General features: G+C 68.8%; 25 protein-coding genes. 11 read left to right on the forward strand and 14 right to left on the reverse strand.

Going from position 1 to position 22,280, the window contains the following annotated elements; genetic code table 11:
* The first annotated feature begins 6 nt into the window (after positions 1-6).
* Together NKG98_RS05570 and NKG98_RS05575 are read left to right on the forward strand one after the other, a co-directional pair.
* Complete coding sequence (locus NKG98_RS05570) at positions 7-1,254, forward strand: ABC transporter substrate-binding protein (protein ID WP_254768672.1); 1,248 nt, start codon at positions 7-9, stop codon at positions 1,252-1,254.
* The gene (locus NKG98_RS05575; protein ID WP_254768673.1) at positions 1,247-1,549 is read left to right on the forward strand and encodes a hypothetical protein; all 303 of its coding nucleotides are present in this window, start codon (positions 1,247-1,249) and stop codon (positions 1,547-1,549) included. The genes NKG98_RS05570 and NKG98_RS05575 overlap by 8 nt, the downstream gene beginning before the upstream one ends.
* A 24-nt stretch (positions 1,550-1,573) precedes the next feature.
* On the opposite strand, the gene NKG98_RS05580 is transcribed toward NKG98_RS05575, so the two are convergent.
* From NKG98_RS05580 to NKG98_RS05620, 9 genes are all read right to left on the reverse strand, one after another.
* Positions 1,574-2,524, reverse strand: a complete 951-nt coding sequence (locus tag NKG98_RS05580; RefSeq protein WP_254768674.1) for a carbohydrate ABC transporter permease — start codon at positions 2,522-2,524, stop codon at positions 1,574-1,576.
* Positions 2,525-2,526: 2 nt separating this feature from the next.
* Positions 2,527-3,486, reverse strand: a complete 960-nt coding sequence (locus NKG98_RS05585; protein WP_254768675.1) for a carbohydrate ABC transporter permease — start codon at positions 3,484-3,486, stop codon at positions 2,527-2,529.
* Positions 3,487-3,494: 8 nt separating this feature from the next.
* Positions 3,495-4,619 carry an ABC transporter ATP-binding protein gene (locus NKG98_RS05590; RefSeq protein WP_254769429.1) on the reverse strand — a complete coding sequence of 375 codons (1,125 nt, stop codon included), beginning with the start codon at positions 4,617-4,619 and terminating at the stop codon, positions 3,495-3,497.
* 140 nt (positions 4,620-4,759) lie between these two features.
* Positions 4,760-5,365: a DUF7122 family protein gene (locus tag NKG98_RS05595; RefSeq protein ID WP_254768676.1), complete on the reverse strand. Its 606-nt coding sequence runs from the start codon at positions 5,363-5,365 to the stop codon at positions 4,760-4,762.
* Positions 5,362-6,273 (reverse strand): RsmB/NOP family class I SAM-dependent RNA methyltransferase, encoded by a 912-nt coding sequence (locus tag NKG98_RS05600; RefSeq protein WP_254768677.1) that lies wholly within the window; start codon positions 6,271-6,273, stop codon positions 5,362-5,364. The genes NKG98_RS05595 and NKG98_RS05600 overlap by 4 nt, the downstream gene beginning before the upstream one ends.
* A gap of 47 nt (positions 6,274-6,320) precedes the next feature.
* Complete coding sequence (locus NKG98_RS05605) at positions 6,321-7,385, reverse strand: ABC transporter ATP-binding protein (protein ID WP_254768678.1); 1,065 nt, start codon at positions 7,383-7,385, stop codon at positions 6,321-6,323.
* Complete coding sequence (locus tag NKG98_RS05610) at positions 7,382-8,200, reverse strand: ABC transporter permease (protein ID WP_254768679.1); 819 nt, start codon at positions 8,198-8,200, stop codon at positions 7,382-7,384. Before NKG98_RS05610 ends, NKG98_RS05605 begins: the two co-directional genes overlap by 4 nt.
* Positions 8,201-8,203: 3 nt before the next feature.
* A complete protein-coding gene (locus NKG98_RS05615; protein WP_254768680.1) occupies positions 8,204-9,142 on the reverse strand; it encodes an extracellular solute-binding protein in 939 nt (312 codons plus the stop codon).
* A gap of 118 nt (positions 9,143-9,260) precedes the next feature.
* A complete protein-coding gene (locus NKG98_RS05620) occupies positions 9,261-9,500 on the reverse strand; it encodes a CDGSH iron-sulfur domain-containing protein (RefSeq protein ID WP_254768681.1) in 240 nt (79 codons plus the stop codon).
* Between the two features lie 80 nt (positions 9,501-9,580).
* Here NKG98_RS05620 and NKG98_RS05625 point away from each other — a divergent pair, with 80 nt between their 5' ends.
* The 7 genes from NKG98_RS05625 to NKG98_RS05655 all read left to right on the forward strand — a co-directional run bounded on the left by NKG98_RS05625 (position 9,581) and on the right by NKG98_RS05655 (position 14,999).
* Entirely contained in the window at positions 9,581-10,321 is a 741-nt protein-coding gene (locus NKG98_RS05625; RefSeq protein ID WP_254768682.1) for a proteasome assembly chaperone family protein, read from the forward strand.
* Positions 10,322-10,435: 114 nt separating this feature from the next.
* Positions 10,436-11,809 carry a geranylgeranyl reductase family protein gene (locus NKG98_RS05630; protein ID WP_254768683.1) on the forward strand — a complete coding sequence of 458 codons (1,374 nt, stop codon included), beginning with the start codon at positions 10,436-10,438 and terminating at the stop codon, positions 11,807-11,809.
* A 58-nt stretch (positions 11,810-11,867) separates the two neighbouring features.
* Entirely contained in the window at positions 11,868-12,437 is a 570-nt protein-coding gene (locus tag NKG98_RS05635) for a DUF8173 domain-containing protein (RefSeq protein ID WP_254768684.1), read from the forward strand.
* A 65-nt stretch (positions 12,438-12,502) separates the two neighbouring features.
* Positions 12,503-13,339 (forward strand): aldo/keto reductase, encoded by an 837-nt coding sequence (locus tag NKG98_RS05640; RefSeq protein WP_254768685.1) that lies wholly within the window; start codon positions 12,503-12,505, stop codon positions 13,337-13,339.
* An 86-nt stretch (positions 13,340-13,425) separates the two neighbouring features.
* Complete coding sequence (locus NKG98_RS05645) at positions 13,426-14,196, forward strand: hypothetical protein (protein ID WP_254768686.1); 771 nt, start codon at positions 13,426-13,428, stop codon at positions 14,194-14,196.
* Positions 14,197-14,259: 63 nt separating this feature from the next.
* Positions 14,260-14,457, forward strand: coding sequence for a DUF7333 family protein (locus NKG98_RS05650; RefSeq protein WP_254768687.1), 198 nt, complete (start codon positions 14,260-14,262; stop codon positions 14,455-14,457).
* A 98-nt stretch (positions 14,458-14,555) separates the two neighbouring features.
* Positions 14,556-14,999, forward strand: coding sequence for a pyridoxamine 5'-phosphate oxidase family protein (locus NKG98_RS05655; protein ID WP_254768688.1), 444 nt, complete (start codon positions 14,556-14,558; stop codon positions 14,997-14,999).
* Here NKG98_RS05655 and NKG98_RS05660 read toward each other — a convergent pair whose 3' ends face one another.
* Together NKG98_RS05660 and NKG98_RS05665 are read right to left on the reverse strand one after the other, a co-directional pair.
* The gene (locus NKG98_RS05660) at positions 15,000-15,971 is read right to left on the reverse strand and encodes a phosphoadenosine phosphosulfate reductase family protein (RefSeq protein WP_254768689.1); all 972 of its coding nucleotides are present in this window, start codon (positions 15,969-15,971) and stop codon (positions 15,000-15,002) included. It abuts the gene before it with no gap.
* An 83-nt stretch (positions 15,972-16,054) separates the two neighbouring features.
* Positions 16,055-16,285: a DUF7860 family protein gene (locus NKG98_RS05665; protein ID WP_254768690.1), complete on the reverse strand. Its 231-nt coding sequence runs from the start codon at positions 16,283-16,285 to the stop codon at positions 16,055-16,057.
* A gap of 130 nt (positions 16,286-16,415) precedes the next feature.
* On the opposite strand from NKG98_RS05665, the gene NKG98_RS05670 reads away from it, so the two are divergent.
* Positions 16,416-16,736: a hypothetical protein gene (locus tag NKG98_RS05670; protein WP_254768691.1), complete on the forward strand. Its 321-nt coding sequence runs from the start codon at positions 16,416-16,418 to the stop codon at positions 16,734-16,736.
* Positions 16,737-16,968: 232 nt separating this feature from the next.
* Positions 16,969-17,889: a hypothetical protein gene (locus NKG98_RS05675; protein WP_254768692.1), complete on the forward strand. Its 921-nt coding sequence runs from the start codon at positions 16,969-16,971 to the stop codon at positions 17,887-17,889.
* A gap of 586 nt (positions 17,890-18,475) precedes the next feature.
* Here the strand turns inward: NKG98_RS05675 and NKG98_RS05680 are convergent.
* The 3 genes from NKG98_RS05680 to NKG98_RS05690 all read right to left on the reverse strand — a co-directional run bounded on the left by NKG98_RS05680 (position 18,476) and on the right by NKG98_RS05690 (position 22,105).
* Positions 18,476-20,095, reverse strand: coding sequence for an oleate hydratase (locus NKG98_RS05680; protein ID WP_425504406.1), 1,620 nt, complete (start codon positions 20,093-20,095; stop codon positions 18,476-18,478).
* 170 nt (positions 20,096-20,265) lie between these two features.
* The gene (locus NKG98_RS05685; protein WP_254768694.1) at positions 20,266-20,910 is read right to left on the reverse strand and encodes a helix-turn-helix domain-containing protein; all 645 of its coding nucleotides are present in this window, start codon (positions 20,908-20,910) and stop codon (positions 20,266-20,268) included.
* A gap of 352 nt (positions 20,911-21,262) precedes the next feature.
* Positions 21,263-22,105, reverse strand: a complete 843-nt coding sequence (locus tag NKG98_RS05690; RefSeq protein WP_254768695.1) for a sporulation protein — start codon at positions 22,103-22,105, stop codon at positions 21,263-21,265.
* Positions 22,106-22,280: the final 175 nt, after the last annotated feature.

The following is a 22,280-nucleotide window of genomic DNA, read 5'->3' on the forward strand; positions in this document are numbered from 1 at the left end:
ATTCGTATGGCAACCGCTGGTTGGCGCGTCGACAGGCGTACCGTTCTGAGGGCGACCGGGGCGGCGGGACTCGCCGGTCTCGCGGGGCTCGCCGCCGGACAGGAGGCCGAGATCACCGTAACCGGCGTCTGGACCGGCGGCGAGGAGGAGGACTTCCTCTCCGTCGTCGACCACGTCCAGGAGGAAACCGGCGTCGGGATCACGTACGAACCGCGCGACACCGAGGCGATCCTGACGGGGACGCTGACGGACTTCGAGGCGGGGGTCGCGACCGCGGACATCGTCGTGTTCCCCTCGGAGGCGCGCGTCCGCTCGGACGCGGAACGCGGCCACCTCGAACCGCTCGACGGGGCGTGGGAGCAAGCGGAGTTCGCGATCGAGCCGGATCAGGTCTCGGTCGACGGACAGCCCTACGCCGCCCCGTTCAAGATGGACCTCAAGCCCGGGTTCTGGTACCGGCAGTCGTTCTTCGACGAGCACGGCCTCGAAGAGCCCGGCGATTACGACGAGTTCCTCGACCTCCTCGGGGAGATCGACGGAATCGACGGCGTCGAGGCCCCGATCGCGTCGGGCAACGGTCAGGGCTGGCCGCTCAGCGACCTGACCGAGGCGTACATCCTCCGTCAGGAGGACGGGGCGGACCTCCAGCGAGCGCTGATCGACGGCGAGGCCGAGTTCACCGACGACCGCGTCCGCCGGGCCTTCGCGGAGATCCAGGAACTCCACGGGGCCGGGTACTTCAGCGAACTCCGGGACTTCGGGGTCCAGTTCGAGTTCCTCTGGGAGAACCAGATCCCGCTGTACTTCCAGGGCTCGTTCACGCCGGCGTTCGAGGCGATCCAGGACCCCGAGGACCTCGGCTTCTTCGGGCTCCCGGGCACCGAGGCCATGGTCGCGAGCGTAAACTGGTTTACCGTCCCGACGTACTCGGAGAACGTCGACGCCGCGGTCGCGGCCGCCGAGGCGTTCGCCTCGGCCGACGCCCAGCAGGTCTGGGCCGAACGCGGCGGGTTCATCGCCTCGAACCTGGACGTCCCCGAGGAGGCCTACCAGCTCGAGGTCATGGCCGACCTCGGGCAAGCCGCCGGAGAGGTGGATCTGGTCCCCGACCTCGACGACGCGGTCGGGGACCCCTTCCAGTCGGAGTTCTGGTCGGCGCTGACCGGCTTCTGGGCGGAGCCGAGCCAGGACATCGACCCGATCCTCGAGTCGCTCGACGCGACGTTACAGGAGACCGTGGCCGAAGATGAGTGACGCGGCGGGCGTCGAGGAGGGCGAGGGGACCCTCGCCGAGTCCCTCGTGATCGTCGGCCAGGAGCTTCGCCGCCGGAACGGCAGCGCCGTCGCGATGGACGTCCTGTACCTGTTCACGACGGCGTTCCTCGCGACGCTCGCGATCCGGGGGTTCTGGCCGGCCGTCATCGCGGCCCTCCCGCTCGCGACCTTCCTCTACTTCGCGTGGCACTCCTCGCGGCCGTTTTTCGTGACGAACCTCGTCGTGATCGCGGCCACGGCGGCCGCCACGGAGGCGGGGCTCATGCCGCTGTGAGCGTCGGCGGGAACTCGCGGGCGGTCAGTCCGTGACCGCCGCGACCATCCCGCGCTTGTAGTACCGTTCGAGCATCACGAACAGGATCACGGGCGCGGCCGTGGTCATCACCGACCCGGCCGCCACGAGCCCCCACTCGATCTGGATGCGCCCTTTCATCAGCGGGAGGACCTGCGGGGCGAGGTAGAGGTCCGGCGAGCGCATGAACACGAGCGGGAAGAAGAAGGCGTTCCAGACCCAGGTAAACTGGATGACCGCCACGGAGACGAGCGCCGGCGCCGACAGCGGGAGGATGATCGTCCGGAAGATCTGGTAGCGCGAGGCGCCGTCGATGCGTGCGGCCTCCTCTAGTTCCTCCGGGATCCCGAGGAGGTAGTTTCGCAGGAACAACACCACCCAGCCCAGCCCCCAGCCGATGTGGACCAGGATCAGGCCCATGTACGCGTCGAACAGCCCGACGTTACGGAGCGTGTTGTAGTTGCCCATCGCGACCAGTTCGGGCGGCGCGGCCATCACTAACAGTATGAGGAAGAACAGCGCCGTCTTCAGCGGGAACGAAAAGCGAGCGAACGGGTACGCCGCCATCGCGCCCAGCAACATCACCACCAGCACGGAGGGGACGGTGACGATCAGCGTGTTGAGCAGCGCCCGGCTCATCGGCGCCGTCTGGTAGGACCACGCCCGACGGTAGTTGTCGAGGGTGAGCGTCACGTTCTCGAGGTGCCACCAGCCGTCGATGATCTCCCCGAGGGGACGTACCGACGCCATGAACAGCCCGAGGAAGGGGACGATCCAGATGATCGCCACCGTGATCGCCAGGACGTACTTGAGGAATCGAGGTAACGTGGGGACGGACTCGGAGAGGCGCGTCCGCCAGTCGGACTCCCTCGCCGGTGCGGTCTCCGGAATCGCGTCCGGGGGGAGGGAGCGCTCGGCGTCCGGTTCGGTCGGTGCGAGGGGGTCGTCGTCGGTCATCGTTACTCCATGCGTGCGATGTAGAGGGCGAGGGGGGCGACGATCACCAGCTGAACGAGCGCCACCACCATCGCCTTCCCGTAGTCGATCGGCGGTTCGAACGCGGCCCGGTAGACCTCGATGCCGAGTACCGAGTACGCGTGGTTCGGTCCGCCCGCGGAGCCGCCGGCGGCGTAGACGATGTCGAACACGCGCAGGACCCAGATGATCCCCATGATGACGACGACGGCGGTCACGGGCTTGACCAGCGGCCAGACGATGTCCCAGAACCGGCGCCACCGGCCGGCGCCGTCGACCTTCGCCGACTCGATCAGCGAGGGGTCGATCGCCGCCAGCGCCGAACTGTACAGCAGCATGCTGAAGCCGGTCTGGACCCAGATGCCGCCCGCGATCAGGGCGTAGATCGCCACCTGTGGCGACTGCGTCCAGTTGCGGACGAGGTACTCGCCTCCGAGCACCCGGAGCATCTCGTTGAAGATGCCGGCCTGGGGGTCGTAGACGAACATGAGGACGAGGCCGATGACGATCGTCGGGACGGTAAAGCCCAGAAAGACCATCGAGCGGAGGATCCGCCGGCCTCTCAGGTCCGCGAACAGCAACGCCAAGGCGAGTCCCAGCAGGGTGCTCGCGGGGACGTGGAGGACCACCCACAGCAGGTTGTGCGTGAGCGCCCCCATCGGGTATCGCAACTGCTGCACGTTCGGCCAGTTGATCACGAGCGGGTCCCTGAACGTCCGAATCCAGTTGTCCAGCCCGGTGAAGGTCTGTATCGAGAAGACGTCCCAGGAGAAGAAGCTCCCGACGGCCGAGTAGACGATCGGCCCGACCGAGAAGATGCCGAACAGGGTCATCCCCGGCACGAGGAACACCGCCAGCGCCACTGCCTTCTCCCGGTCGACGTCGGCGAACAGGCCCGCCTCGCGGTCCGTCTCGAACCGGTCGATGTGGTCGCGTAAGCTCATGGCTCCACTCAGGCGATCAGGTGCCCGTCCTCGTCGTACAGGTAGGCGTCGTCGTCGTCGAACGTCAGGTAGACGCGGTCGTCCCGCTTGACGTCCGCGTCGCCGACCTTCGCGTTGACGAGCTGGTCGTTCACGACGACGTTGACGATGGTGTACTCGCCGAGGGGTTCGACGGTGTCGACGCTCCCCTCGATGGCGTTCCCGCCGGGCGGCGGCTCGGTCGCCACCGAGAGGTCCTCCGGGCGGACGCCCAGCGAGATCGACGCCCCGACGTCGGCCTCGACGGTCTCGACCGCGGCCTCCTCGCGGCCGGTCGTCCGCACGGCGGCCCCCTCGCGGCCGGCCCCGGCGACGCCCGCGAGGTCGACGGTCCCCGCCTCGCCGAGGTCGATCGCGCCGTCGCGGCGGGTCCCGCGTAGCAGGTTCATCGGCGGCGAGCCGACGAACCGGGCGACCCACTCCGTCCGCGGGCGCTCGTACAGTTCCGCCGGCGGCGCGAGTTGCCGGATCGTCCCCCGGTTCATCACCGCGACCCGGTCGGCCATGCTCATCGCCTCCTCCTGGTTGTGGGTGACGTAGATCGTCGTGATGCCGAGTTCGTCCTGCAGCCGTTTCAGCTCGCCTCGCATCTCCTGGCGGAGCTTCGCGTCGAGGTTCGAGAGCGGTTCGTCCATCAGGAACACCACCGGGTCGCGGACGATCGCGCGCGCGAGCGCCACCCGCTGGCGCTGACCGCCGCTCAGTTCGGCCGGCGGCTTGTCGACCTGATCCTCGATGTGCAACAGTTCGATGGCCTCCGCGATCTTCCGGTCGCGCTCGTCGGGCGGCATCCCGCGGACCTTCAGCGGGTAAGCGATGTTCTCGCGGACGCTCATGTGCGGGTAGAGCGCGTAGTTCTGGAACACCATCGCCACGTTCCGGGTGCTCGGCGACAGCCCGTCGACCCGCTCGTCGTCGAAGTAGATCTCGCCCTCCGAGGGCGTCTCGAGGCCCGCGATCAGCCGCAGCGCCGTCGTCTTCCCACAGCCCGACGGCCCCAGCAGGGAGAGGAACTCCCCGTCCTCGACCTCGAGGTCGATACGGTAGTTCGCGACGGTCTCGCCCCCGTCGAAGTACTTGCTGACGCCCCGCATCGAAATCTGGGCCATTTACACTAGATATGGCCGTTTTACACCATTAATCTCACCACTTCGAGAGTTATTTTGATAACTGAAGGCAGAATATATATTCGAGGCTGACGGTCGTCGATCCGGGACAAGACGGCCGTCGCCGCCTACAGGTCCCGCTGGCGCCCCTTCGGCACCATCGATCGGAGTTCGCCGTGGAGATAGAGGCCGACGCCGAGCGGTTCGCGCTGGCCTCGCTCGACGGCGTCTTCTCGCGGGCTTTGCTCGCTCGAACGGTCCGCGGAGCGACGCTCCGCGCTAGCACCGTCTCGCCCCGGTCGGCCCTCCGGCCCGACCCCGATTTCGTGGGCCGCGATCAGGTAGCCCCAGTCGCCGTCCCAGTCGAGTTCCTGGTCCTCGCCGGCGGCGAACCGGCGGGCCTCCTCGCGCGAGAGGTCGATCACGTTCCGCGTCGCCGCCCGGCCGAACCGCTGGACGGCGTCGGTCGTCGGCTTCCAGTGTTCCTGACGGGTGCGCAGGCAGGTCATCCCCAGCGCCTCCAGTTCGACCGGCGAGGGCGCCTCGCCCGCGTAGACCCAGATCTTGCCGGCGCCTTTCTCCCAGAAGGTGTAGCCGTCGAACGTCTCCGGCGTGATCCCGAACCGCTCCTCGAAGTAGCCGACGACCTCGGCGCGGGTCGCCCGTCCCTCGACGGTCCGCTCGTCGGGGGTCGCGGGCAGGCGGTCGAACCGCTGGCCGACGTTCTCGGTCACGGGGCAGTCACCTCCAGTTTCGCGACGAAGAAGCCGCCGGTGTCGTTCTGGTGGGGGTAGATCCGGATCGCCTTCTCGACGCTCGGGTCGTACGCCTCGCCGTCCCACTCGGTGACCCCCGGCGAGTGTTCGAGGTCGACGTCGACGTCGACGACGCGGCAGTCCTCCTCCGCGAGGACGTGATCCACGACGGCCTCGTTCTCCTCGGGGGCGAACGTGCACGTGGAGTAGACGACGGTGCCGCCCTCGCGGGTCGCCTGAATCGCCCGTCGGAGGATCCCCTTCTGGATGCCCGCGACCGAGTGGACGTGGCCCTCGCTCCAGTCGTCGAGCGCGTCGGGGTTCTTCCGGATCGTCCCCTCGCACGAGCAGGGCGCGTCGACGAGCGCGCGGTCGAACTCGTCGAACCCGAACGGCTTCAGCGAGTAGTTGCGGGCGTCCCGGTTCGTCACGGCGAGCGAGGTGGCCCCGAGGCGCTCGGCGTTGAACCGCAGCGCCGAGAGGCGACCGAGGTTGTTGTCGTTCGCGACGACGGTGCCGCGGTCGTCCATCAGCGCCGCGATCTGGGTCGCCTTCCCGCCGGGGGCGGCACAGGCGTCCCAGACGCGCTCGCCCGGTCGCGGGTCGAGGACGACCGGCGGCACCGCCGACACCTCCTCCTGGGTGTGCGTGAAGCCGTGGAACGAGGCCCACGTCGCCCCCGGCGAGTCGGTGTCGAGGCGCAGCACCCGCGGGTTCCACCCGACCCGCTCGTAGGCGACGCCCTCCTCCTCGAGGACGGCCGTCGCGCGCTCGACCGACGCCTCGATCGTGTTCACGCGGACGGCGATCCCCAGCGGCCGGCGGCAGGCCTCGAGGAACGCCTCGAAGTCGTCGACGATCGGCCGATACCGTTCGAGTGGCTCCATCGACCGCCGGTTCGGCGGGCCCGCGCTTGTGGGTTTCGAAGCGGGCGTCAGCGCGCCGGGAAGACCGTCACGTCCGCCGGCGCCACCGCGAGCGCCACCGCGTCGCCGACCGCCGGCGGGGCGGCCTCGCGCTCGGCGAGGACCTCCTCGCCGCCCGGCAGGCGGACGCGGACGTCGTAGCGCCGGCCGGCGTCGACGACGCGGACGACCTCGCCACGCGGCGGGTCGGACCCCGCGGCCGCGCCCGTCGGTTCGAGGGTGACGTCCGACGGGCGCACGTGACAGGTCACCGCCTCGCCGGGCGCCGCGGGCACCTCGGCGACCGCGAGCGTCCCCGTCTCCCCCTCCGGCCCGAGCGCGACGCGCGGCGGATCGTCGCCCGCGACGACCCCCGACAGCCGCGAGGAGCGGCCGAAGAAGGACGCGACGAACGGGGAGGGCGGCCGCTCGTAGAGGTCCCGCGGCGTCCCCGTCGCGGCGACCCGCCCCTCGGCCATCACGACGATCCGGTCGGCGAGCGCCATCGCCTCGTCCTGATCGTGGGTGACGAACAGCGTCGTCACGCCGGTCTCGCGCTGGATGCGCGCGATCTCCTCCCGGAGCCGTTCGCGCAGCGGCCGGTCGAGCGCCGACAGCGGTTCGTCGAGCAACAGGACGTCCGGCCGGTAGGCGAGCGCGCGGGCGAGTTCGACCCGTCGCACCTGACCGCCGCTCAGTTCGGCCGGGGCCGCCCCGGCCCGGCCGGCGAGGCCGACCAGATCGAGGTACTCGGCGACGGTGGCCTCCCGCTCGTCGGCGGGGACGTCCCGCGCCCGGAGGCCGTAGCCGACGTTCTCGGCCACCGTGAGGTGCGGGTACAGCGTCGGCCGCTGGAAGACGACGCCGACGTCTCGCTCCTCCGGCGGGGTCGCCGTCACGTCCGTCCCGCGCAGGGAGATCCGGCCGGCCGTCGGGCGGAGGTGGCCCGCGACCGCCTGAACGACGGTCGTCTTGCCACACCCCGACGGCCCCAGCAGCGCGACGAGTTCGCCCTCCGCGAGGCCGAACGAGACGTCCGCGACCGCGGGGTCGGAGCCGTAGCGGTGGGTGAGTTCGTCCACCGAGAGGATCATCGGTCGATCACCGTCGGGACGCGCCCGATCCGCAGGACGGCCGCGACGACCGCGAGCGTGATCGCAAGCAGCGCGAGCGCGAGCGGGACGACCTCGTCGATGCCGCCGGCGACGAACGAGACCCAGATGCTCGTGGGCATCGTCCGCGGGTTGTACGCGACCATCATCGTCGCGCCGAACTCGCCGATGGCCCGGGCGAACGTGAGGACGATCCCGGCGACGATCGGCCCGCGCGCCAGCGGCAGCGAGACGTTCCAGAACGTCGACAGCGGGCCGTAGCCGAGCGAACGGGAGGCCTGTTCGAGGCGGGCGTCGATCGCGCCGAACCCCGCGCGGGCGGTGACGACGACGAACGGCGCGGCGACGAACGTCTGCGCGAGGATCACCCCGAGGAGGCTGTCGGTGAGCGGGACGCCCACGGCCGCCGCGAGCGCGCCGAGCGGGGTGAACCGGCCGGCGGCCGTCAGCAGCATCGCGCCGCCGACGACCGGCGGGACGATAAGCGGCAGGAGGACGACCGCCTCGACGAGCCGTTTCCCGGGGAACGACCGGCGCGCGAGGACGTACGCGAGGGGGACGCCGAAGACGGTGGCGATCGCCGTCGAGGCGGGCGCGGTCAGCAGCGAGTTGCGGATCGCGACCCGTGCGGCGGGCGAGGTCACGCCGTCGAGGACGGTCGCCGTCCCCGTCCGCGAGAGGAAGGTGACGAACGGGACGGCGAAGTAGACCACGAGCAACGCGCCGAGGGCGGCGGGGACGAGCAACTCGGGGGCGAACCGGCGACCGACGACGGCGACTCGGGTTCTGGTGCTCATGGATTACGTCGGGAGGTCGGACAGCGCCGCCGGCGCGTCGCCGTGGAGCCGCGGCAGGTCGTCGCTGACGGTCAACCCCGCCCCTTCGAGGAGGTCGGGGCGCTCGGCGAGAAACGAGACGAGCGTCCGGGCCGCGTCGGGGGCGTCCGCGCTCCCGAGGACCGTCGTGTTGTAGACCACCGGCCGCCCCTCGATCGGGTCCTCCCCCTCGGGGGCGTACGAGGCGGTCGCGTACCAGTCGGCGCGGGCGGGGTCGGCGAAGTTGTACGCGTCGGGAAACGTCTGGAAGGCGACGCCGTGGTCGACGGCCATGTTCCGGTAGACGATCGCGGCGGCCCGCGACCCGCTCTCGACGCCGGCGAGCATCTGGGGCTCGTCCGGTTCCTCGACGACGCGTTCGAGCGCCGCCTCCCGGAAGCCGGGGCGGTCGTGTACGCGCTCGGCGAGGTCGAACGCCTGGACGGCCCGGTAGCCGAGCGGATCGAGGTCGGGGTCGCCGACCACGACGTCGCCCGGGTCGCTCGCGAGCAGCAGGTCGTACCACGGCTCGCCGGCGTCCAGCGCCGCGCCGAACGACGTGTCGGGGTCGTAGGCGATGCCGACGCTGTTGGCGGCGAACTCGAGGTCCCACGTCGCGAACTCGTCGTAGAGACGGTCCCGCAGGAGCGTCGCGTCGGCGCTGACGACCACGTCCGGCGCCTTCGTCCCCTCGACGACCATTCGCACGATGGCGTTGGTGCCGTAGTACTCGCCCCGGAGGTCGACGCCGGTCTCGTCGGCGAACGCCGGCCCGACGTGCTTCTCGAACGCGGTCGCGAGGCTCCCCGCCGAGAGCACGGCGACCGACTCGCGTCCCCCGGCGAGACAGCCAGCGACCGATCCGACCAGCGTCGCGCCCGTCGCCGCCAGCAGCGACCGCCGCGTGGTGCCTCTCGACGTCATTCGCCCGAGCGTAGGCGACGGACGGGTATAAAACCGAGAACAGTTTCCCGTGTCGTTAGAACTAACCGGTTTCGGTTACGTCGTGGGCAGGACCGCCGCCCGTCGAACCGTCCGGCGGTTACGACTCGTCCGCGTCGGCGTAGACGATCCGCTCGACCGCGCGGCGTTCGCCGTCCTCGTCGTAGACGTAACGCGTGTCGGCGTCCTCGTCGGCCGTCCGCCGGTGGGAGCCGTCGCAGAACGGGAACGACTCCGAGAGGCCGCATCGACAGACCGCGACGTCGCCTTTCTCCTCGTGGAGGTCCTCCTCGGTGAGCTTTCGCGGGCCGCGGGCGTCGAGTTCGACGAGCCGACTCATAGGCGACGGTGGCCCCGCGGGACGGAAGTAGGTTCCGGACGCCCGCCGACTTTATCAGGTGGCGCCGAGTCGTCTCGGATATGGCCCGCATTCGCGTCCAAGGTGCGGACGTCGGCTTCGACGACCCGACGCTCGTCGAGGGGTTCCCCGGCGTCGGCCTCGTCGGCAAGATCGCGACCGACCACCTGATCGACGAACTCGAGATGCGCTACTACGCGAGCGTCGACTGCGACGGTCTGCCGAGGGTCGGCGTCTACCGCGGGGAGGACCCGACGGTCCGCCCGCCGGTCAGGCTCTACGCGAGCGAGGAACACGACCTGCTGGCGCTGCGCAGCGACGCGCCGGTCCCCGCGGGGTCGGTCGGCGAACTCGCCGCGTGCCTGACCGACTGGCTCCGCGACCGGGGGGCGACGCCGATCTACCTCAGCGGCCTGCCGGCCGACCGCGAGGACACCCCCGACCTCTACGGGATCGCCACCGGCGACGCCGACGGACTGCTCGACCGCCGGCACGTCGACGTGCCGCCCGAGGACGGCGTCGTCAGCGGCCCGACCGGCGCGCTGCTCGAACGGGCGGCGCAGATCGACCACGGCGCCGTCGGCCTCGTCGTCGAGTGCAACCCGCGGTTCCCCGACCCGGAGGCGGCGAGCGTGTTGCTCGACGACGGGATCGCCCCGATCGCCGGCGTCGAGGTGGACGTCTCCGACCTGCTCGACCGCGCGGCCGAGATCCGCGAGCGCCGCGAGGCGCTGGCCCGGCAGATGCGCGAGCTAGGCCGGGACGAGAGTTCGCAGGCCCAGCCGCTGCGGATGTACCAGTGACCGCGGGGCCGGAGTCCGGACGCGACGGCGGCTGACGGCGGCTTCGTCGTCGAAGCGGCCTCGAACCGGTTCCCACGTGTTTTTTATCCCCGAGTTCGTTCGGGGTGAACAGAGATGACGACGGAATCCCACGACGTAGTCGTCGTCGGCGGCGGGACGGCGGGGTGTTTCGCCGCGGCGACGGCCGCCCGGGAGGGCCTCGACGTCGCGCTCCTCGAACGAAAGGACGAGGAGGAGGCGGGCCACATCGCCTGCGGCGACGGCATCAAGGGCACGAGCGCCTTCCCCGACGTGATCGACCGCGACCGGCTCAAGGCGGAGTCGTTCACGAACGAGGGGATCACGCGGGCTATCTTCGAGAACCCGCAGACCGGCGAGTCGATCGAGATTCCCTTCGGGGGGGAGTCCGGGGCCGTCGTCGACCGCTGGGCGTACGGACAGGTACTCCTCGACGAGACCGAGCGCGCGGGCGCGGATATCCGCTACGGGACGGTCGTGCAGGACGTCGTCCAGTCGAACGGCCGGATCGAGGGCGTCCGGGCCACCCGCGACGGCGACCCGGTCACCCACGAGGCCAACGTGGTGATCGACGGCGCGGGCGCGCTCTCGCTGCTCCAGGACGCGGCGGACCTCTCGGGGTCACATTTCGACACCAACGTCGACTACTCGCAGTTTTGCTCGGCCTACCGCGAGGTCCTCGAGGTGCCCGACCCCGTCGAGTGGGACGACGCGCTCGTGTTCAAACCCACCGAGGAACTGGGCTACCTCTGGTACTTCCCCCGCTCGGCGACGGAGATCAACGCCGGCCTCGGCTTCCAGATGAACCGGCCGCCGATGAAACTCGTCGACGCCCTCAAACGCGACCTCCGCGAGCGCGAGGAGTTCCGGAACGCGACGGTGACGGACAAACTCGGCGCGGCGCTCCCGACGCGTCGGCCGTACGACTCGGCGGTCCACCCCGGCTACCTCGCCGTCGGCGACGCCGCCGGCCACGTCAACCCCTGCACCGGCGGCGGCATCCCCGGGGCCGCCAAGGCCGGCCACTGGGCCGCGCGGGTCGCCGCCGAGGCGATCAGCGACGGCGACGTGAGCGAGGCCGCGCTGTGGGAGTACAACCGCCGCGTCCAGACCGACTTCGGCAAGCGCTTCGCCGCGATGGACCTCTACAACGTCTTCGGCGGCGCCCACGAGGTCGACGAACTCGTCTCGCTCGTCACCGCCCTCCCCGGCCAGCAACTCGTCGACGCCGTCGGCCGGACGGGCACCGCCTCGATGGGCCTCGGCCTGAAACTCAAGACGGTCCTCAAGACGTTCGGCCACTGGGGACTGCTCCGGGAACTGTACGCGGTGCAGAAGGCGGCCGGCGAACTCAAGGGAATCTACGACACCTACCCCGACGACCCCGCCCACTTCGACGCCTGGCGGGCCGAGCGCGACGCCCTCGTGGACCGCGTCTACGAGGTCACCGGCGCGGACCCCAAGTACTGACGGTCACGCGGACCTGAAAGGGAAAGAGACTTACAGCCCCGGTGATAGTCGACGGTCGATGCCCTCCGATCGTTCCCCGCCGCTCGCGCGCGTCGGCGTCGCCCTCGCGTTCGGCGCCGTCGCGCTCGCCGGCACCGCGGCCGCACAGTCCCGGAACCCCGCTCCCGAACTCGGCTTCGGCACCCGGTTCGCCGCCTCCTTCGTGGTCAACCTCCTGTTCGGCGGGTTGCTCGTCGCCCTCGGACCGCGGTACGCGAGGGAGACGGTCGGCGACCTCCGCGCGGACCCCGGCGGGGCGTTCGTCTGGGGACTCCTCCTCGGGATCGGCGTCCCCATCCTCCTGTTCGTCCTCGCGATCACGATCATCGGGCTGATCGTCGCCATCCCCGCCGGCATCGTGCTCGCGGTCGTCGGGTTCGTCGGCGCCGCGGTCACCGTCGTCTGGATCGGCGACCTGCTGCTCTCGGGCCGCGAGGCGGGCGTCGGCGGGGCGGCCGTCGTCGTCGGCGCGCTGGCCCTCGCCGTCCCCTACGCGATCCCGGTCCTCGGCGACCTCGTCGCCACCGTCGTCGGGTTCTTCGGCCTCGGCGCCGTCGGCCGGGGGCTCTACGAGTCGTGGCAGGGCTGACGGGGTCGCCGAACCGCTGGCCGGAAACCCAATCCCTTTCTCCGTCCGTCGACGATCCCCCGAGTATGGTAGATGCCGAAGGACTCGTAGCAGATGCCTGTCCGACCGCGAACGGGATGCCGGTTCTCGGTCTGGGAACGTGGCAGAACACCGACCCCGAACAGTGCGCCGAGAGCGTCCGGACGGCCCTCGAGACGGGCTACCGGCACATCGACACCGCGCAGGCGTACGACAACGAGGCGTACGTCGGCGAGGGACTCGCCGCCGCCGACGTCGACCGCGAGGAGATCTTCCTCGCGACGAAGGTGTGGACCTCCAACCTCGGGTACGACGACGTCCTCGAGACGGCCCGCGAGAGCCTCGATCGGCTGGGCGTCGACTACGTCGACCTGCTGTACGTCCACTGGCCGGCGAACGCTTACGACCCCGAGGAGACCCTCTCGGCGTTCGACGAACTGTACGACGAGGGGCTGATCCGCAACGTCGGCGTCAGCAACTTCGAACCCGAGAACCTCGAGGTGGCCGTCGACGTCCTCGACGCGCCGATCTTCGCCAATCAGGTCGAGATGCACCCGCTGCTTCCCCAGGAGCGGGTCCGCGAGGCGTGTGCGGCCCACGACATCGAGGTCGTCGCCTACTCGCCGCTGGCCCGCGGGGCCGTCTTCGACCAGCCCGAGATCTCCGAGATCGCCGCGGACCGCGGCGTCAGCGAGGCGCAGGTCAGCCTCGCCTGGCTCCGCGAGAAGGGCGTCACCGCGATCCCGAAGGCGACCGGCGAGGACCACATCGCCGACAACTGGCGCTCGCTCGCGCTCGACCTCGACGACGAGGAGGTCGCCGCGATCGACGCCATCGACGAGACCAGCCGCGAGGTCGACCCCGACTTCGGCCCCTGGAACTGAGGCGACGCCGCCGGCCGCCGCGGGAACCTCCCTTTCGAAGAGAAAAAGCAGGAAAGTTTACGGTCCACCGCAAGCGTTAGTCGCGTATGTCTACCCGTACGCGTAGGACCGGCGGCGGTGGGGTCGTCGGTGCGATCAAGCTCGACCTCCAGCGGCTGCACGGGGCGTGGATGGAACTGGTCTTCCCCCGCCAGCGCGGCCGCGGCCACTCGGTCATGGGGAAGTGGAAACCGGAGACGCCGATCCAGATGGTCGGCTACTACTCGTGGAGCATCCTCGGGCTGATCGGGTTGCTCCTCTTCTACCCGCTCACCGTCGTCGGACTGGGGACCCGGTACTACGCGAAGAAACTCGACTCGACGCGGACCCGACTCGGCATCGTCGGCGTCACCGGCCTCGCGGTGCTCGTCTGGGGCGCGCTGACGGTCGCGTGGTGGGCGATGTCGATCATGGAGCAGTTCGACATCCCCCTCGACGCGGTGCTCGCCGTCGCGGCGGCCAGCGCCGTCGCGGTCGTCTCGACCGCGCTCGCCGCGACCTGTACGAAACACGGCGGCCGCTGGCTGACCGTGATGCTGGCCTACCCGTTCGCGATGACCGCCATCTTCCTGCCGCCGGTCGTCGCGGCGCTGGTCACCCCCGCGCTCGAACCGTACGTGCTCGAACCGAGCTACGACCTCGCCGCGTGGGCGCTCGACAACGTGCTGGTCGTCGGCGGCGTCAACGAGTACCTCCGGGCGAACTACCAGCTCGAAGGCGCCGCCTACGCGGCGATGTGGCTCGGCATCTCGTTCCCGCTGGGCTGGTTCCTCGGGTTCGTCGTCGCCCTCGCGAACCTCGTCCGGCCGGCGGAGTGACCTCGCGTGAACGGCCTGCCGGTTTCCGATACCATTAGACGGGTCGACTCCTAACGCCCGGGCATGGAACTCGACCTGCGGACGACGCTCGCCGCGTTCGTCGCGATCGTCGCCATCGGAACGGGCGCGCTGCTGGCGATGCCGATCGGGATGACGACCGACACCGTTCTGATGATGGTGACCCCCTCGATGGCCATCTTCGGGCTGATCATGCTCGCCATCGGCGTCGCGCACGGACAGTACCGGGCGACACACCAGTAGGCACCGTCCACGCCACGGGCGGCCGATCCCCTCCGCGATTCTGACCGTCACGTCGCCCGGAACGAGCCGTTTTGTCGTCGAGTGTCATACGGTGTCGTATGACCGGACTCCGCTGGGTACAAATGAGCGACGACGAACTGGACGAGTTCCTCGACAGGGGCGGGACGGGGGTGCTCTCGTTCGCGAACCCGGACGACGATCCCCCGGTGTCGCTGCCGGTCTCCTACGGCTACGACGCCACCGCCCGACAGTTCTACTTCCGGCTCTCGATCCACGAGGGGAGCCGAAAGCGCGACGTCTTCGAGCAACCGGTCTCCTTCGTCGTCCACGAGGAGACCGACGACGGGTGGCGAAGCGTCGTCGCCGACGGCCGCCTCGAGGAGGTGACCGACGCCCCCTACGAATCGACGGCCGTCCAGGGGATGTGGACGGTTCGGATTCCGTCGGTGGAGATCTTCGACCGCCCCCGCGAGGACGTGACCTTCCGCGAGTTCCGCCTGCGGCCCGACTCGCTGACCGGGCGAAAGGAGTTTCGCGACTGACTACATGTAACCGAGGTCGCGCAGGCGCTCCATCAGGTCCTCCTTGTCCTGGGCGCGGCCGGCGCGCTCGGTCGTCCCTTCGAGGTCCTGCAGCCACGCCGGGTCGTCCTCGGTCTTCTCGGTGCTGATCTCGCTACCCAGCGAGCGAAAGCCCTCCCAGTACTTCGGCGAGACGGGGGTGTCCTCGGGCCCGAGGTCGTCGGGGAGGTCGTCTTTCCCCGCGGGGACGTAGCCGTCGTCCGGGAACGCCGCGACCGTGTCGGGGACGACGAAGTTCCAGAAGGCCTCCCAGACGGCGGCCTCGTCGAACTGGAGGATGGGCTGAACGCGGTCGTGGGGCGGGTAGATGTCGGGGTCGTGGCGCGGCGAGAAGAACGTCTCGTCCGCGCGGGCCTCCTGTTCGTCCCAGCGGACCCCGGAGATGACGCCGTCGACGTCGTACTCCTCAAGGGCGTCGTTGAGCGCGACCGTCTTCAGCAGGTGGTTGCCCGCGTAGGTGTCGAGCAGGAACGGGAACGTGTCCTCCTCGTACTCGAGGATGTTCTCGACGTGGTGGCGGTTGTGTTCGGAGAGTTCGGAGACGGGGATGTCGTCGCCGGGTTCGAGGTCGTGTTCCTCGACGTAGGCGCCGATGTCCTCGTTGCGCGCGTAGATGACCTCGAGGTCCCACTCGTCGGCCCAGCGCTCGACGAAGTCGTGGATCGCGTCGAAGTGCTGGTAGTGGTCGATGAAGATGGCCGGAGGCACCTCGAGGTCGAAGCGGTCGGCGACCTCTTTGACGAAGTAGAGCACGAGCGTCGAGTCTTTCCCCCCGGTCCACATCACGGCGGGGTTCTCGTACTCCTCGAGGCCCTGTCGGGTGACCTCGATGGCCTTCTCGATCTTGTCCTCGATCCGCGGGTAGTCCTCGGGGTCCTCGCCGGCACCGGCCTCGTAGTCGACGTCGACGTACTCTGGGAAGTTCTCGCTCATCGCGTGTAATTAGATATAATTAGGTGGCATAAACCCCTTGGGCCTGCGGAAACCTCTGTCGGTATCCCGGCCCCTCGCGGTCGCTACTCGGTCAGCGGGAGGACGATGCCGAAGATAAACGGCGAGAGGAGACAGACCAGCACCCCGAAGATTTCGAGGTTCAACAGCAGCGTCTTCTCCCACGCGGGGACCTGCAGGCCCGCCGTGAAGATCGCGAGTTCCCCGAGCGCGCCGACCGCGAAGAGGATCAACCCGGCAAGAAAACTCCGTTTCGTGAGTCGTGGATAATCGACGTTTCCGTACCGTCCTGCCATGGCTCGCGGAACGGTGACGAAAACGAAAAAAGTTCCCCTTCCGACGAGCGCCGGACGGGCCGTCCCCTCTTGATGCCTGTCGTAGTTCACGCGAGCGGTGATGCCGCCCGCGTCACAACCGGCTTCCAGCATGCCCGAGCGGCCGCCCGCGCCCCCGACGCCGACCGCCACGCCCGCCCCCGGAATCGACGCGCCCGCCGACGGGGACGACCGCGTCGTGGCGACCACGGCGCAACTCGCCGCCGTCCTCGACCGGTCGCTCGACCTCCGCGTCGACGAGGCGACGCTGGCGGACCTCCTCCTCGAACTCGACCGCCGCGGCTACGTCGAGTGGGCGTCGGTCACCCACACCGGGGAGTACGTCTGGGACCTCACCGACTCGCCCGACCGGATCGCCGACGCCGTCGCGGACGTCGCCGTCGAACGCCTCCGGGCGTGGCTCGACGGGTGAGGGCCCTCGGAAGCCGGCGGTACAAGAGCGGCCCACTGCGGCCGGCCGACGGTGCGCAAGGTGACCTTCGACGATTCCCGGGTGCCGGCCGACCGGTAGGCCGTTCGCGGTATTGATATCGGATGGTTATAAATGTTGCAGGCGTCGATCCGTCGCGCGTTCCCCGTACGTTTCGGCGGCGCCGGCGAGACGTCCACAAGACCTATGCCGAACGTCACGCTCGCATCCGATTATGCCGCCCTCCCGCCGCCACGTCGTCGCCCTGAGCGCGACGCTTCTCTCCACGGGGTGTCTCGGAGCGAAGTCGATAGGTCCCGGATCCGACACGGAGCCGGACGAGGACCGCTGTCACAGCGGCGTCGTCGTCCGGACGGCCGGTTTCGACCCCGCTGACGACCTGCCGTACCAGTTGGACCGGACCGGACGCTCCATCGTGGCCGCCGCCGCCACCGCCGAGTACGCCGAGCACACCACGTACGGGGAGGCCCCGCTCGAAGCCGACGCGTTCGTCGCCCACGACGGCGCGTTCTACCGCACCGATTACGCGGTCGCGACCGTCGAACGGGTCCCCGCCTTCTCGATGGACGTCCGCTCGGACCCGGACCAGGAGCCGCCCGCGGACGCCGCGGTCGTCGCGTTCGACGACCTCCCCGCGGTCGACCGCACGGCGCTCGGGGCCGCACTGAACCCCGAAGGCGAGGACGAGGAGTTGGGCCGGCAGTTCGCCGTCCGGGAGTTCCCCGCACCGTACCCCGACGGCGGCGCCGCGTCGCGACTCGTCGGCGCGACGACGTGGGTTCGGTGGCGCGACCGCCCGGTCCGGGTCGAGGTCGCGGGCGAGTCCGACGCGACCCGGGAGCGTCGAACCCTCCGCTACACCGTCGAGCGGGTGGCCGAGACCGACGCCGAGTTCCGCCAGTTCGTCGCGGACCGTTACCTCGTCCGCCTCGACGACCTGCCCGCGGACCAGCGGGCCATCGTCGAGGCCGCCGACGACGGCTACGAGGAGTGCCGGCCGCAGTCGGAGGCCCTCGCCGCGCTCCGGTCCCGGCTTGCCGAGGCGGACAGCCTGCCGACTCCCGGCCGCGACTCGTGGTACGTCGCGTTCGACGACCGGCGGTTCGAACTCGGGATTACGGAGTGGGAGTCGTGACCGTCGACGTCACGGCGTCGCTCTCCGTTGCCGACCGAGACGGGGACGACCTTCCGGTCAGCGGATCCGGAGGAACCGTCCGCGAGTTGATCGGACCGGTAACCGTCAGTGGGGGACCCGGCGGCGGATCCGCAGAATCGGTCGCCGGCGGCTCGACCCGGGTCCCGTATCCCGCTGCGGAACACGACCTGAGAGTGCGCTTTGGGTCTGGCTCGACGTGAACGCGGACAGTCAGTAACTAGGCAACGAGTCGTTGCGCTGGCGGCTTCGAGCGACCGTCGCGCCGGACCAGCGTGACCTCGTGAGTACCGTGTTAGACGACGAGGGGTTCGAGGTCGACCACTCCGACAGGGGCCCCACCGGGTTCGACTGTGAGCTCTGCGGAATCGGTCAGGGACCCGGCCTCGCACCTCACGGAGTATCCGGAGATAGCCGACGGCTGACGCCGATCGTCGGCGAGCGTACGCGTCGTAGACAACGGATGGCTGCTGGACGATGGATGACTGCTGGACGATGGATTCCGGTGGTCGTGGAGCCGCTGGCGCCACGACCGGGGAATCCATGCGACTCTTCTCTGGCACTCCCGCTACTGGAACGACGCCTGCAACGCCTGGGCGAGGACGTCAGGCTGGCGGTAGTGTTTGCTCACTGGCGGCACGTCTTCGTCGAGGTCGAGGAGGTCGTAGACGGCAGTCATCGCCGTCCGCACCGAGTACTCGACGGTGAACACGACGTCCCGTGGGAGGTCGGCGTACTGCCCGAGGAACGCGAGGTTGTTCGAGCCGTCGGGAACGACGGGGGGACGGTCGCCGGGCTCGCGGGGCTGGAAGTGGGCCGTGATGAACGGCATCATACAGGGGACACAGTCGACGCCCTCCAGAATCTCCGGGAGCCGGTCGGTACACTGGAGGTGATAGCACAGCTCTTCGAGGATCTCCCGGCCCGTACACTCGGACATCTTCTTGTCGACGTAGTCACCCTCCCGGTCGGGGAACAGCGCGTACCCCCAGAAGATCTTCACGTCGTCGGGCTGGTTCGCGAAGTGGGGCTGGGCCGCGACGACGGTGGACATGAGCCAGTTCGAATCGACGTAGGTCACCAGCCCGTTGCCCGGTTCCTCGTCGGTGAACTCGACGATGTGATCGAACAGGTCGGTGTTCTCCAGCGTGACGGTAAACGACTCCCACTTGGTCTCCTGGACGTTGCCCGCGAAGACCTCGGGATCGCCGAACTGCGGGTTGTCCTCCGCGATGGACCGCCAGAGCTCCCAGGAGGCACCCGTCTCGTTCGTTTCGGGCGCTTCGTCCCACGATCCGAGGTCCGAGCCGTCGGTCATCGAACCGTTCGTGACGAAGACGAGATCCGTCGGGTCGACCGCGACGCTCTCGGTGCCGTCGTCGGTCTCGTAGTGGATCCGCTCGACGGTCCGACCGTCCCGCGAGGTGGTGACGTCCATGTCCGTCACGCGACACCCGTGCTGGAAGTCGACGTCCCTGTCCTCGAGCCACCGGCGAAGCGGGAGGATCATCGAGTCGTACTGGTTGTACTTCGTCCGGTCGATGTCCTCTAGGGTGTGCAACCCGGGGAACACGTGGAGGAACCGGTACATGTACCGCCGGACCTCGGCGACGCTGTGCCAGGGCTGGAAGGCGAAGATCGTCGCCCACAGATACCAGAAGTTCGTCTCGAAGAAGTCGTCGTCGAACCACTCCTCGATCCGGGTATCGCCGAGCCGTTCCTCGGGCGTCGCCAGCAGGCGAACCAACGAGAGCCGATGCTGCGTGTCCAACTCGAACTGCGAGGCGTCGACGCGCTGCCCGTTCTCCATCAGCCGCGTCTCCGCGTAGGACTCGTGGATCTCGTTGAACTCGTTCATCTCCTCTTTGACCGAAATGCTGGGATCCTCCAGCGACGGGATCGTCCGGAAGAGGTCCCAGGTACACTCGTACGTGGGGAAATTGAACATCCGCCCGCCCCGGATGACGTACCCCTCCTCGGGGTCGCCCGCGCCGTCCATCGCCCCGCCGACGACGTCGAGTTTCTCGTAGAGATGAACGTTCTCGCCGGGCATGTTGCCGTCGCGGATCAGGAACGCGGCGGCCGCCAGTCCGGCGATGCCGCCGCCGACGACGTGCGCCTCACGGGTGGCGACGTGCGGTGGTCGATCAGTGGACATACGTCTCCTCCGGTTCGTGTGCTGCGTGATACTCGTGGGTCGGTTCGCGGCCTGCACTCGTTTCGGAAACTGGTAACGTCTTCATGCGACTCCCTCCGGGGTTCGGTGCCGACTGAACGGATTCGGCCGGCGTCCCCGCAGTCGAAGGTAGCGGAGCCGCGGCGATAGCGCTTTACAGGATATATCCTGCAACTCAAAGGCTACTTCGAGCTGGCTATCGTGCGCCCGACGAGTTGGCGCTGGCCGCGTCGGAGTCGCTCGGACAGCGCGGACGTCGTGGTGTCGAGTTCCTCGGCGAGGTCGGACAGGTCGGCCCCGCGGGGGACGTCGAAGTATCCCATCTCGTGGGCGGCGAGTAGCGCCTCCTGCTGGGCGGCCGTGAGGCCGTAATCGGCCGTGGAATCGATTTTACTCTCGAAGACTCGCCGCGGACGGAACTCGATCCCCGTCTCCCCACACGCCTCGCGGAACGTTTCGAGGTCGTCCCGGTCGGCAAACTGCGCGCTGACCTTCCAGCCACGACCGGTTACGACCGCGCCCATGGGATGGGTCTGCAGATCGACGAGTCGCGTGTAGATGTCGGTGTGTGACGCATCGAGTTCGACGCGATATCTCGATTCGACGACCGCCGATTCGAGCGCGACGTACTTCAGGACCGACTCGGCGCCGTCCATGGCTGCTTCGAGGCGATCCGGGTCGACGCCCGTCGTCGAGAACACGGCCGACGGAGCGTCTTTCGTCCCCGAGATGACGTCGTCGATCGTCAGGATCGTCTCGAGAGTCGCGGCGACGCCGGTGAGGGGCAACGTCCTCGAGAGCAGTTCGAACTCGCAGACGACACTCATACGGTAGCTACGTGCCAGCGAGTCTTAACGACGGCGGGACTTCCGACCGGGTGCAGGAGGACCCTGCCGTGCGATCGGCCACAGCCCTGTCGACGGGACGATTGCCGCGGTAGCCGGGTGAGACCGTACCGAAATCCGCGTGCCGGTTGAATACTTATATCGTCGTGCTGTAGATACCGGATAACGACCCAGCGCGCCCCTGACGAGGGCAGAGCTATTCTCGAATTGTCCCCCGAAGAGCGCGAGCAACGCGACGTTCGCGGACAGCATCTTCGACGGTGAGGCCGACGACGACCGCGAAATCTCCCGATACGATCGGCGTCGAGAGGGTGACTGCGAGGGCCGCGTCCGCTCAGAGCTGTCGGTCGATGAGGTCGGTGAGCAGTCTCTCGATGTGCTCGGAGTCGGTAGTGTCGATGGTGATGTGGTGGTGACTCTCGTCGGAGCCGAAGATCGACAGGCCGCTTTTATCCACCTCGACGACGACTTCGAGTCGGTCGCCGTGCCGGGCCGGAAACAGCTCGATTTCGTCGAGTTCGCCGCTGTACGGTCCGCCGTGTGGCTTGTATTCGAACTCCTGGACGAACTCTTTCGGTCCGAACGAGGGTGCTTCGACGTTGTCGACGGAACTGCGACGGAATCCGAGATCCTCGACGACCCCCAGTAGCGCCTCCAGATACGGGCCTGGCAGCACTTCCAGGTGGTCTTTGTCCTTCGGATCCACCGACAGGTCGATATCGAGACCGGTGTACACCCAGACCCGCGTTTTGCCGATGGTCGGTGGCGTCGACTCGGGGACGTGGATCGAACCGGCATCGATCGTCCGCTCCTCGCCGGCGGTGATGGTGAACCCGTCTGTCAGCTCCGTTTCCGTGATCTTCCCCGTCGAGTAGCTACTCCCATCGTCGGTCTCGACCTCGTAGCGGGTCATGATCGCGAGGTCGATCCCGTCGACCTCCTGGTCGTCGGAGCCACCCTCGATCTCGATGCGGGCCGGAACGCTGTCGCCGGGACGGACCGTCTCCGTTTCGAGTATCGTGTCGACCTCGGCCGAACCGATGCCGAGGCGGTTGAAGAATCCCATTGCGGACGGAGTATCGTGCCCAGACACATATAGAACTGCGGGACCGTCACCCACAGAGGAAGACCGAACCGCCGCTGCCCTTCGAAACTCGGCTGACCGACCCACAATCACGGGGGACGAAGGCGGAGACAGACGGGACTCGGTACTTCTGGCCGAGTCCTCGCAGCGCTGCCCGAGTTATCGTCGTGTTGCTGAACTCACCCTCTGTGTTCGGCACTGGATCTCTATCCTCGTTTGGGACCCCAACAGAGTCAAGAATTCCTGTACCGGTAACCCGCTACCAGCC

The organism is Salinilacihabitans rarus, assembly GCF_024296665.1.
Lineage (GTDB): Archaea > Halobacteriota > Halobacteria > Halobacteriales > Natrialbaceae > Salinilacihabitans > Salinilacihabitans rarus.